We start from the raw sequence: 11,969 nt of genomic DNA, 5'->3' as shown, positions 1-11,969 counted from the left end.
TTCACTATGAGTCTAAAATACAAGCTACCGCCAGGCTATGAAATTAGAGAAATTCCAGACGCTGAATTTTGGGATTTATGGACGCGTCCTGCTAAAAAGATTTTTAACGATGTGTCAATGTTCTATAGAAATGCCGAAGTTTTCACAAAACAGGAACTGGCGCAACAAACCAAATTACGCAAAGAGTTTCCAAAAACTTTTAAACTTAATTTAGGCTTGTACTATAAAAATAAATTTGTCGGCTGGAGCTGGGGCTTTCAGGAACAAGCGACAGTTTATTACATGTGTAATTCGGCCATTCTTCCGACTCACCGTAAAAAAGGTCTGTACACTTGCTTGATGAAAGAAATGATCAATCAGGCTGTAAAACAAGGATTTACCACAATCTACAGCCGCCATATTATGACGAATAACGATGTTATTATTCCTAAGCTTAAATATGGATTTAAAATTACCGGTTTTGAATTAAACGAACGCTTCGGCACAATGGTGCTTTTAAGTTATTTCAAAAGCAAAACACAGAACGATATTTTAGATTTCAGATCTGGATTTAGAAAACCAAGCAAGAAAATAAAAAAGGTTTTTGATATCTAGTTCAAAAAATAAGAACGACAAAGCAGAAACTTCGTCGTTCTCTTTAAAATAAATCTTATTGGTAATATTCTTCAACGATGATTATACCTGTTCCACCAGCTCCTCCGGCAGCACCACCGCTACCTGCGGATCCTGCGCTACCGCCACCGCCAACTGCATAAGAATAAGTTGAACTCGGATTGTAAATAATTGCTTCAACATATCCGCCAGCTCCACCTCCAGCGCCAACATAAGAACTGATACCAATGCCTGCTCCGCCGCCTCCTGAGCCACTGTTTGTAGCCGCGGCTAATCCAGCAGAGATAGTTCCGCTTCCACCTGAACCACCAAAAGCAGAATTACCACCCACTCCTCCGGATGCCTGAGTCGTAGAAGTCACCATACTTCCTCCGCCTGAACCACCGCTAATTGCTAAACCAACAGGGCCACTGCCTAACGAAGCACTTCCACCTGCTCCACCAACTCCAGATGTACTACCACCAGAACCGCCATTAGCTACTAATAAAGATGTGCCAAAAGTAGTATTATAACCATTGCCACCTGCAGTTGGCCCACCAGTGCTACTGCCGCCACCTCCACCGCCACCACCAACCATTCTAACTTTAATATATAGAGGCGCTGGATTCGTCGGTAATGTATATGTAGCTGTGCCAGATGTAGTAAATTTTTGCACTGTTGGTGCTGTAGCTACTTTTCCTGAAAGAGTTAAATAAGATGATCCGTCCCAACCGTAAAAATTTGCAGTTGTTGTATCAAAAACTATATCACCAGCTGTTTTTGGACTGATAGCATCTGGATCAGATAAGGAAGGGGCAGTAAAAGACCACGCCATTGCAGATAGATTGCGTGCGTTTGCGTAAAAAGATGCAGTAATTGCTAAAAAGACAATAATTTTTTTCATTATAAAACCTCCGTGTTTTGTTGAGCTATTTATAATAAAAGTAATTTATTTTTAGTAAATAAAATTTTATTGTGGTCCAGCGTCAATATGCGCAACCCAAGTGCCGCGCACTTGAAATGGAAACGTCATCTCTGGAAACTGCTTGGCCATTGTGGCTTTAAGCTCTTCACGCACTAAAAAATACGCCTGGCCTTCTGGCTTTAATGAATTTTGCATAAAGCGAATCATTGTTTGCCAGTCTGAATCGACGAAAAAGCGACAACGATTTTTAAATTCATTCGGTGATAACATACCTTGGCCCACGACAAAGTACGGTGGATTAGAAACAATCAAATCATATTTTTTACTGTCATCAGCAGAAGCATAGCTATTTTGTACCCAATTCAATGACACTGGACTATTTGGAAAATGACTTTGTAATATCTCTTTATTTTTTAAGAAATGCTCTTTATAGATTTCTTGCACTTCTAAAAAATCGACTTCGCCACTAAAAGATTTTTCTTTTAATTGGTGAAATAACAAATCCAGTCCGACAATTCCACAGCCGGCACACAGATCTAGAATTTGCACATTATCTTTTGCTAACTGATTACCGCGTCTTTCAAAAATTTCACGCGCCAGAAATACTGAATCATGGCTAAAGTGATAATCACTGGGCTGTGAATAATGAAAAGTGGGATATTTATTGATTGAAGACACTTCAACCATCATAGCGTTAGACGTGGAAGAATAACATACTTCGTTAGACCAAGGCGACTCGCGTTAGCCAAGTTGCCACAGCGAAAGTGGCGTAAAAAGCGTCTGTGCGTGGAATAAAATTTGAACTTCTCAGATCTTTGCATGCAAGACGATCAATCAAAACTTCCAAAGCCTGGCGAAAATAAACTGAATTTCGGTGTCATGTTTCTCATCTTAATGGCTATGGTTATTTTTAATAACTTCTTTTTTCGTTCGCGGGCTGAAACAGTACCTTACAGCGAATTCTTGCAGATGGTAGAAAAAAACCAAATCACTAATGTGGTCATTTCAGAAAGTAATATTAGCGGTGAAATCAAATCTGACGATCCAAAGAATGTAAAATTCTTTTCAACCAATTTAGTCAACGATGAAACTTTAGTTCAAAAGCTTCACGATAAAAATATTACCTTCAGAAGCGAATTTAAAGACCCTTTTTGGCGAATCGCTTTTGCCTGGCTTATTCCGATCATATTTATATACTTTTTATTTAATCTAGCCGCCCGGGGCATGACCCGTGGAGCTGGAGGAATTCTTTCTTTAACTAAATCACGTGCTAAGATTTATATGGAAAAAACCGTAAAGACCACCTTTTCAGATGTAGCCGGCGTTGATGAAGCCAAAGATGAATTAGCCGAAGTCGTTAACTTTCTACAAGATCCACAACGCTATTCACGTTTAGGCGGGCGTGCTCCCAAAGGCGTTTTATTAGTTGGCCCGCCAGGAACTGGTAAAACACTTTTAGCTCGCGCCGTCGCCGGTGAAGCGAAAGTAACTTTCTTTTCTATTAATGGTTCTGAATTTGTTGAAATGTTCGTAGGCCTTGGGGCCGCGAGGGTGCGCGATCTTTTTGATCAAGCCCGATCACAAGCGCCGTGTTTATTATTTATCGATGAAATTGATGCGTTAGGAAAGTCGCGTGCATTTGGTGCTATCGGTAGCGGTGGTAACGATGAAAAAGAACAAACACTCAATCAATTATTAGCTGAGATGGATGGTTTTGATACTTCTGAAGGTGTTATTATGATTGCCGCCACTAACCGCCCAGAAATTTTAGATCCGGCGTTACTTCGCGCTGGGCGTTTTGACCGACAAATTTTATTAAGCCCCCCTGACCAAGTTGGGCGTTTACAAATTTTAAAAGTGCACGCAAAACGAATTATTCTAGATCCAAAATTAGATCTTAATCATATCGCCTCTTTGACTTCGGGATTTTCTGGAGCTGATTTAGCTAATCTGATCAATGAAGCCGCTATCGTAGCTACGAGAAGAAACGCTGACTTCGTAACCGAAGATGATTTCACGCAGGCTATCGAACGTTTGGTCGCAGGCTTAGAGAAAAAAAGCAAAGTCATGAGCGAAAAAGAAAAAACGCGCATCGCTTATCATGAAATGGGCCATGCAACCGTTGGCTTAGCACTAAGTACCACTGATAAAGTTCATAAGGTCAGCATTATTCCACGTGGCATGGGAGCTTTAGGTTACACCATTCAACGCCCTACTGAAGATCGCTATGTTTTAGATGAAGATGAACTGTTAGATAAAATCGCCGTTTTACTTGGTGGTAGATGTTCTGAAGAAATCTTCTGTGAAAAAATATCAACAGGTGCTAGTGATGACTTAGCTAAAGCTACAGACCTAGCGCGCGCTATGGTCACTCAGTTTGGGATGAGCCAAAAAATAGGAATGGTCACTTTAGAAAATAAACGATCCGCCTACTTACAAGGACAATTTGAGGGCAACGGAAAACTTTTAAGTGACCGCACAGCCTCAGATGTCGATGAAGAAGTTAGAAATATCTTAGATAAAAGTTTTGCACGCGCCACTGAATGTTTAACACGAAATAAAAATTTTATTTTCGAAGCTGTTAAAGTCTTACGCGAATCAGAAACTTTAAATGAACCAAAACTTATGGAACTTTGGAAACAATACGGAAAACCGAGAATCCATAATCCCCCACAACCTCTTCCTGAAAAACCACTCGATCATTAATAGCCGTGGCACTTTCTTTGCTGACTTACGCTCCTATTCACCAGCAAAGGATGCAATATGCTTAAATACTTTTTCGTTACTTTTTTCTGTGGAATTTTAACTTATGCAAACCCGTTAAAAATTTCAGCGAGGCAAATTGGCCCGACCGAAGAAGATCGCCGCCTTGTCACAGAAAAACTTTTAAATCACCCGGTGATTTTAAAAGCTCTTGATCATAAAGACTATCGCGTCATTGCCACAACGCTCGAAGATCGTCCTTTTTCGTCAGGTGTTGATTATATCGTTCATATTTTTAATTATACTGACGCCACAATGCTTAGAATCACTGGCCCAAGTGATTTTTCTATTCTTCCGAAAATTCAAATGACCATCGAAGATGTCGCAGCTTCTCCTGAAGAGTATGAAGAAGCGGTGCAAGTGCTATCAGATAACTCTGATTTTTCTCAAGGCTTAATCAGTGGTGATTTAGTAGCTTATGAACCTATGCCAAGCACACTTGCAAGCCCCGATACTTTTCGTGGCATCGGTGGGCCCCGTATTGTTGGTGTTGGTCTTCGTTCACAAACTGATCCCAACATTCATGAAATCGTTGGTGTAAATTTAAGTAACATGGAAGTTGTGCGCTTTGAAAATAAAGCACCGCCAACTTCATTGGCCACTCTAGCAGTGTGCGGATTACCTAATGCAGGACAAGCAGTCACAGGTAAAGGCCGTGCTGGATCAGCACAAATTGATATTAATGATGATACAGGACCGCTATGGAATTTTATCGTTATTCGCCCTTCGGCTTCATCAGGCAGCAAAGGCTCAGGCTTAGAAATTAGAAATGTTTATTACAAAGGTAAATTAATTTTAGCACGCGCTCACACGCCAATTCTAAATGTTCAGTATTCTGGAGGTGTGTGTGGACCGTATCGTGACTGGTCTTACGCTGAAAATTACTTTAATGCCGTAGGCTCTGATGAAGCTCCAGGAATTCGCATCGCTTCACAACCACCAACTACAATTTTTGATACGGGCAATGATCGCGGAAACTTCAGAGGCGTTGCGATTTATCAAAGTGAAGATAAAGTAACCCTTGTGACCGAATTTTCTGCCGGTTGGTACCGCTACGCTAGCCAATTTGAATTATACAATGATGGAACCATTAAACCGATCTTTCAATTTTCAGCAGTTAGAAATTCTTGCGTGTGCTACACGCACCATCACCACGTTTATTGGCGTTTTGATTTTGACTTAGATGGTAAACCTAATTCAGCCATGGTTTCAAATGGCTCTGAATTTCGCGCGGTCGATTACGAAACGATGTTTCGCAAAAATGAAGACAATAAATACTGGCGCATCACCAGTTCTGATGGAAACAGCATTTATGATGTAATTCCTGGAGACAATGACGGTGTAGCTGATTATTATGGTGTCGCTGATGCTTGGCTTTTACGTTATAAATCTAATGAAATAGATGATAACCGTATTCGCACTTCAACACGCGCAGCACTTAATAGCTTTGTCACTGGTGAAAATATCTTTAATCAAGATTTAGTGATGTGGTATTCAGGCCATTTCGTTCATTCACATGATGGTATGCAAAAAGATCACGAAGGTGAACTTGGACCAACACTTACACCGATTACCCGCTAAGAATTATTGGGCGCAGTCTTCTTCATCACGAAGAAATTTTTGATGAATCGGAGTCATGCGCTCTTCGGGTAAATTATTAAAATCAGGTTTTACCCATTTCGGATCTTCAACAGTCATCGGTGTCGCATGGGCCACAAGGCCCGTGTCACGCCAAAGCTGATTTAAAATCATCGCTGTCGTTGCGGCTGCATCAGCCATTCTGTTTTTAGCTAACTCTAATTGAATGGCAGCACCATTTTTGCTGCGACCATATTTATCATCATTTTGCAAAATTTGATCACGGTAAGAAACTGAACGTTCGATTTCTAATAAAATCGCATCCATTAAATTGCCGTTGAATTGGCTTAAAAAGTTGGGATCACGTAATAAATTTTGCGCACGTTTTTCAACATCTTCGCGGATTTTAATTTCATCTTTAATGATTGAAGCTTCAAAATAAGAATGAATACCTTTATTGCCAGTTTGTTGGCCATCGTAATTTTCGCTGACATGCAGTGGTTGAGATAAGTCACCAATATAATGAGTCATTACGCCAACATACTCGAGTGCGCTTTTCATATCGTTTTGAGTAAAACTAAAAAAAGCTAATTGATATAACTGACGAATACGCCAAGGCGCTACTCCGTTAATATCGATTGTACTTTGACTGTACTTAGTCACCGCATCTGAGTAACTGCTCGGAAATCTGATAATTTGATTATAATCTTGTGGAGCATAATAAGCATCCACTTGAAACCAGTGAGTGTTCGCTTCACCAGCTTTTGTTGCGGGAGCTTTCCAAACACGGTCAGGAACTGTTGTTAATTTGCGAAGAGGTTCAAGGTTAGCTTGCCAGAAAGCTGCACCATCCGTAGTTATATTAGCACCCACATAGGCCACAATTTGATGACCTTTCGATCCCCAGCCATAAACCAGATGACTTGAAAACAATATTAAAAAAATGCTCGTGATTTTTTTCAACATTTACATTCCTTCCTTGGAACTTAGCTGTTGATTAGACGCTAGCAAGCTTTTGCTAACAAACGAAATTAGAAAAAGTTTTGTCTGCTATAACCTAGACCTTTGGTTAGGATTGTGTTGAGATTATTTAAATTTAGCAGTAGCGACGTAACAGATCTCGCCTTGCGCTAATGATCCACCTTTATAGATCGTTGCGTCTAACACAGTGCTGTCTTGTAAGGCTTGATCACGTAAAGCTTCACATTCACTTTTTAAGTGAGCACAAATTCCTGGTTGATCTTTTGTATCACAAACCCAATTTAATTTTTTATATGTTTCAGAAACGATTTTTACATTTTCAAGTTCAGAGTGAATTTCTACTTGGCAGATAATTTCAGCTTGTCCGTTTTGATCAATTTTTTTTGACCACATGTAAGTAAAATTTCTGTAATCTAGAACCACTGGGCGATTTTGTGCGATGATATTTTTACGGCCTTCGATATTTGCTAAGAATTTTTCGCATTTATTTCCAAGCTCAGAAACTGAGCCTTGCTTTGTCCAATTTAAAACTCTTTTTGAAGGTTTACCAAAAGTACATTTTGTACCTTCGGCATTACAGCCAATACCTGTATAGTAAGGTGCTGCAGTTACAACTTGAGAAAAAGCCACTACTGAAATTAAGGCCGCTACAAATTTTTTCATGATTAAAACCTCGTTAAAACTAGAGTTAATTTTTCCAGAAGCTTTAATAGCGAATCTTAGACCAGGGGCCTTAAAGCTCTATGGCCTTTTAAGCCATTTTTAGATGTCAAATTATTAGACGGCGACCGGGTTTTGCTTAACAGCGCGGGCCGCTTTATTGCACTTTTACAGGAATTTCACTGTGGCAATATATGGGCAAAGCTATAAGTCTTTACATTCTAGTCATATGCTTTTGTGCCCTAGGGCATGCCCAAAATGACTCGTCGAATTTACCAGTAAATGTTTCATCGAAAGAAAAACTAGCGAATTTCACCATGGTCTACGCTGCGCAATGGACGTACTATCTGATCGTTCATAAAAAAGAAATCGACAAGTACGGATCTTTTGAAAATTGGATTAACTACCCTCGCGATCCGCACTATGACCGCGATAGCTTTGAGTACAATCTTTATCGTCACACTTTAGCAGGGCAATATTATTATTTATTCTATCGTTCGCGAAATTATTCTGAGCAGAATGCGTTTATCTGGTCGGCAATTTCTTCTTTCGCTTTTGAATTTACAATTGAAACAGTAACTGAACGCCCCAGTTATCAAGATCTTTATCAAACGCCTGTGTTCGGAACGGTTCTTGGTGTCGGTGTTGAAAAATTATCAAACTATCTTCATAAAACCGACATCTGGCCCGGGCATTTACTGGGTTATATTTTAAATCCCTTTACACTGCTGCCACCAACCAGTGATTTAATTGGTACCGTTCAAATTCATTCAAACCAAGTAGCTGTTCGTATCGCCTGGGAGTTTGAATGAAAAAAATAATTCTTATTTTATTTTTCATTCTTCCGCTTTCAACCAACGCCCAGCTTTTAGATACAGGTGAAGAATTTTTATCTGACGACTGGAGCGAAGGTTTACATATTTTTGTAGGAATAGGAATTAACTCCTCAACCTACCATTCAAATTCACGCCGCGACTATTTAGGCTGGGGTAGTAATTTTAAAACCGATGTCGGTTGGTACTTTAATCATGACTGGGCCATTGAATCCAGCGCCAGTGTGAAATTTAATAAGCTCAATTCAGATTTAATCTGGGATACACTTTTAACTTTAGGTTTACGTTATCGTTTAGAAGAATATTATTTTCGTGCCTTTGCCGGAGCTGGAGTATTAGTTGTGGTGATCGGCGAAGATGAACCCACCGCAAGACAAGACACTGCCCGTCTGCATATGGATGGCCCCGCATTAGGCATAGGCTTCGGCAAAACTCATCGTACTGAAAAAGGAAAAGTCTGGTTTACAGAAGTTAATAGCACAGTTCAATGGATTAAACATAGGGATACTGTTATTGTCGATGGAGAAACACCAATTGCTATTAATAGCGAATCGGTGAACGATAATTCAACGATTTACAGCATACAAGCTTCAGTGGGGATATTACTTTTTTGATATGAAAGAAAAATTACTAGAGTTTGATTACTCGATATTTCATTTGATTAATACAACCTTGGCTAACTCTTGGTTTGATAGTTTTTTACCGGTTTGGACCAACTTTCACAAACTCCAAGTTTTTTTGTATATCGTTGCTCCCTTAATTTTAATTTATGTTTTCTGGAAAGCCCGTACTAAAGGCGTCTTAATTTTTGCTGCAGCGGTGATCTTTGCGACTGCGGTGGATAAATTCGTGAATATCATTAAGCCGGTTTTTAATCGCGTCAGACCTTTTAATGCCACGGATTTACCTTTTCCGGTTATTTTTCGTGGTGATCCACAAGGTGGTTTGTCGTTTCCTTCAGGTCATGCGGCGGATGGTTTTTTTATCGCAGTCTTTCTTGGGCTTTATTTTCCAAAGCTTCGTTGGTTCTTTATTGGCTTAGCTTCAATGACTGCCTATTCGCGCATTTACTGTGGTGTGCATTATCCAAGTGATGTGTTAGCAGGAGCCACGTTAGGAACTATCTTAGCGTTCTTAGCTTTTATGCTAATTAACAAAATCAGAAGTGCAAAAATTATTACCTTAAACCGCTTTGTTTTTTTAGCTCTGGTTTTATTATCATGGAAAAGTTTTAGCTACGAAGATCCCACTCAAGGAAAACCCTTTGTTCCCTGGTTATGGGAAGACCAATTTAAACCTACGATCAAAAATGGATTTGATGACACAGGATTTACTATCTTAGGTGTTGGCGCTTTAACTACGATTGCAGCCCATCAGTATGACTATGATGTGGTTGAGCATAATGAACGTGGCCATGATCTTTTAATGGATCGCGAAACTTCTTCAGATTTTGCAAAAGTTGGCAGTGGTTTTTTAAGTGTAAGTGTGGCTATCGGGCAACTCATCTGGGATCAAGAAAATGGCCTCATGCACGCCAGAGCTTTAGCTTTAACCTCTCTGAGTCATGTGAGTCTTTCTTTTATTTTTCAGCGCCACAGACCCGATGGGCGCGGTGATTATTTACCGTTTCCATCGTCGTTTCCTTCAGGCCATGCCTCGTCTGCTTTTACCAGTGCTGGATCTTTGATGTATGCTTACGGCTGGAAAGTAGGAATCCCCGCTTATGCTGTAGCGACGGCGATTTCGATTTCGCGCATTGCTGAAAACGCGCATTGGATTAGTGATATCACTTCAGGTATTTCCCTTGGCGTATTTTGGGCGCGTGCAAGCTATTTAACTCATACTCAGCAGACAGCAAATCTAAGCTGGATGCCGATTCCAACACCTGATGGTTTAGGAATTTATTTTCAACATCAGTTCTAATTTACAAATTAATTTCACTTCATAGACTGTACCATTACTGGATCATCGATTTTTCACTTGAGCTGTTACACTAGTTCTTCATGCTCAAAATATTTTTAGCGATTTTATTTCTGACTAACATTTGCTTTGCGCAACAAGAGGCCGCCTCGGCACCGACGGCTGAAGAAGATTCTTTCTGGAGCAATGTGGGAAATGATTTTATTTCTCCGTTTGTTAACCCTACAGGGCAAAAAGTTTTACTCGGTGGTTTTGCCATCACTTCAGGCCTACTTTTAACCCGTGAATTTACTGTTGATCCCCTTCAAGAAGACACAGTTAAGAAAAAACCTATGGGAGCCTACAGCAAGTACGGCGATATTTCAGGGCAAACGCTACCGAATATTTTATATTTCGCCGGAATGGAAGCTTATTCGTTTTTCGCAGATGATCCTGAAGCGCATGAATTTGCCGTGGTGATGTTAAAATCTACTCTGTATTCAAGTGTTGTTACTGGTGTTTTAAAAGATGTCGTGCAAGAACCACGGCCGCATGATGAAAATGATAAAACTTCTTTTCCTTCGGCACATGCAACTCGCGCATTTGCTTTTGCTGCAACGGTGAATGAACTGCACGGATCTAGTTGGGGAATTCCCGCTTACGCGCTAGCCACAGCTGTAGCCTACAGTCGCATGAATGATAACCGCCATTATGTTCATGATGTTTTAGCCGGAGCTGCTATCGGTGCCAGTTACGGTATTAGTATTTCACAAAGATATAAGAATAAAAAATCTGAGACTGACTTTGCCGCAATTCCTACGGGCGATGGCTTGGCTTTGACGTTTCGCTATTCTTTTTAAATAAAACTAAAATTAATCCCACAACAATTAAGACACAGCCTAAAATCATTTGGCCGGTGATTTTTTCGTTTAAAAAGATTACACCCCACACTAACCCGAACGCTGGCATAATCATCGGAACCGTTGCCGCTTTTGCCGGCCCCACATTAGCGATCAGCCGAAAATAAAGAATGTATGCTAAACCACTGCATAGAAGCGAAAGTGCCAGCATATTTAAAATGATCGTTAAATTGATTTCGCCTTTGATCGGAGACAAAGCAATAAAAGGTAGAAGTGCAACACCTGCGGCTAACTGACTTGCACCTGCCACCGCTAATGGTTTTAAAAATGAGGCGTATTTTTTAATATAAATTCCAGCAATGCCATAGCACATCGCTGCTGTCAGACAGGCAAAAGCGGCAAACATGCCAAATTCACTAATCGTGATGGCTTCTTTAATCGCGACAAAGCCTACTCCGGTAATGCCTAAAACTAACCCTAAGATTTTGATCGGCGTTAACTTATCGTTTAACCAAATCGCGGCAAAGATTGCCGCAAATAATGGAGTACTTGAATTTAAAATAACCGAAAGTGACGCCGGAATATGAAGTGCTGCAAAGGCGTAGAATAAAAATGGCACTGATGAGTTCACTACCCCAATCAACACGTAATGTTTCCAGTGTTCTTTCCAGTTCACATCAAATTTTATAACTCGGAAATAAACACTTAAAACAACGCCCGCAATCAGTAAACGCATACTCGCTGTGACCACTGGTCCAAGCACCGGAGCTAAAACTTTCATAAAAATAAAAGATCCGCTCCAGATGGCGGCAAGGATCAAAAGGCGCATTAAATCGCTAGTTTTCATACCCTAAGCCTTATCTAAAATAGAAGATTATT

The 11,969-nt window shown here is 40.2% G+C and carries 12 protein-coding genes; 7 read left to right on the top strand and 5 right to left on the bottom strand.

Features of this window, described 5'->3' with window-relative positions; genetic code table 11:
- Positions 1–6: 6 nt before the first annotated feature.
- Positions 7–594 (top strand): GNAT family N-acetyltransferase, encoded by a 588-nt coding sequence (locus ACKWCF_RS01320; RefSeq protein ID WP_409478886.1) that lies wholly within the window; start codon positions 7–9, stop codon positions 592–594.
- A 55-nt stretch (positions 595–649) separates the two neighbouring features.
- Here ACKWCF_RS01320 and ACKWCF_RS01315 read toward each other — a convergent pair whose 3' ends face one another.
- Together ACKWCF_RS01315 and ACKWCF_RS01310 are read right to left on the bottom strand one after the other, a co-directional pair.
- The gene (locus ACKWCF_RS01315; protein ID WP_409478885.1) at positions 650–1,495 is read right to left on the bottom strand and encodes a hypothetical protein; all 846 of its coding nucleotides are present in this window, start codon (positions 1,493–1,495) and stop codon (positions 650–652) included.
- 66 nt (positions 1,496–1,561) lie between these two features.
- Positions 1,562–2,194, bottom strand: a complete 633-nt coding sequence (locus ACKWCF_RS01310; RefSeq protein WP_409478884.1) for a methyltransferase — start codon at positions 2,192–2,194, stop codon at positions 1,562–1,564.
- A 141-nt stretch (positions 2,195–2,335) separates the two neighbouring features.
- Here ACKWCF_RS01310 and ftsH point away from each other — a divergent pair, with 141 nt between their 5' ends.
- Positions 2,336–4,222: an ATP-dependent zinc metalloprotease FtsH gene (gene ftsH, locus ACKWCF_RS01305; RefSeq protein WP_409478883.1), complete on the top strand. Its 1,887-nt coding sequence runs from the start codon at positions 2,336–2,338 to the stop codon at positions 4,220–4,222.
- Positions 4,223–4,279: 57 nt separating this feature from the next.
- The gene (locus tag ACKWCF_RS01300; protein WP_409478882.1) at positions 4,280–5,860 is read left to right on the top strand and encodes a hypothetical protein; all 1,581 of its coding nucleotides are present in this window, start codon (positions 4,280–4,282) and stop codon (positions 5,858–5,860) included.
- A gap of 3 nt (positions 5,861–5,863) precedes the next feature.
- Here ACKWCF_RS01300 and ACKWCF_RS01295 read toward each other — a convergent pair whose 3' ends face one another.
- Together ACKWCF_RS01295 and ACKWCF_RS01290 are read right to left on the bottom strand one after the other, a co-directional pair.
- Positions 5,864–6,823, bottom strand: coding sequence for a S1/P1 nuclease (locus tag ACKWCF_RS01295; protein ID WP_409478881.1), 960 nt, complete (start codon positions 6,821–6,823; stop codon positions 5,864–5,866).
- A 120-nt stretch (positions 6,824–6,943) separates the two neighbouring features.
- Positions 6,944–7,501 (bottom strand): hypothetical protein, encoded by a 558-nt coding sequence (locus ACKWCF_RS01290; protein WP_409478880.1) that lies wholly within the window; start codon positions 7,499–7,501, stop codon positions 6,944–6,946.
- A 314-nt stretch (positions 7,502–7,815) separates the two neighbouring features.
- On the opposite strand from ACKWCF_RS01290, the gene ACKWCF_RS01285 reads away from it, so the two are divergent.
- The 4 genes from ACKWCF_RS01285 to ACKWCF_RS01270 all read left to right on the top strand — a co-directional run bounded on the left by ACKWCF_RS01285 (position 7,816) and on the right by ACKWCF_RS01270 (position 11,090).
- Positions 7,816–8,310, top strand: a complete 495-nt coding sequence (locus ACKWCF_RS01285; RefSeq protein ID WP_409478879.1) for a DUF3943 domain-containing protein — start codon at positions 7,816–7,818, stop codon at positions 8,308–8,310.
- Positions 8,307–8,945 carry a hypothetical protein gene (locus ACKWCF_RS01280; protein WP_409478878.1) on the top strand — a complete coding sequence of 213 codons (639 nt, stop codon included), beginning with the start codon at positions 8,307–8,309 and terminating at the stop codon, positions 8,943–8,945. Before ACKWCF_RS01285 ends, ACKWCF_RS01280 begins: the two co-directional genes overlap by 4 nt.
- Before the next feature lies 1 nt (position 8,946).
- Entirely contained in the window at positions 8,947–10,254 is a 1,308-nt protein-coding gene (locus ACKWCF_RS01275) for a phosphatase PAP2 family protein (RefSeq protein ID WP_409478877.1), read from the top strand.
- Positions 10,255–10,334: 80 nt separating this feature from the next.
- A complete protein-coding gene (locus tag ACKWCF_RS01270; protein ID WP_409478876.1) occupies positions 10,335–11,090 on the top strand; it encodes a phosphatase PAP2 family protein in 756 nt (251 codons plus the stop codon).
- On the opposite strand, the gene ACKWCF_RS01265 is transcribed toward ACKWCF_RS01270, so the two are convergent.
- The gene (locus tag ACKWCF_RS01265; RefSeq protein WP_409478875.1) at positions 11,047–11,937 is read right to left on the bottom strand and encodes a DMT family transporter; all 891 of its coding nucleotides are present in this window, start codon (positions 11,935–11,937) and stop codon (positions 11,047–11,049) included. The two genes, ACKWCF_RS01270 and ACKWCF_RS01265, sit on opposite strands and share 44 nt — an antisense overlap.
- Between the last annotated feature and the right edge of the window lie 32 nt (positions 11,938–11,969).

Origin of the sequence: Pseudobdellovibrio sp. HCB154 (assembly GCF_046267985.1) — a bacterium.
Classification (GTDB): Bacteria; Bdellovibrionota; Bdellovibrionia; order Bdellovibrionales; family Bdellovibrionaceae; genus Pseudobdellovibrio.
Note: the sequence above shows the minus strand (reverse complement) of the source record. Positions and strands in the feature narration are given on the sequence as shown.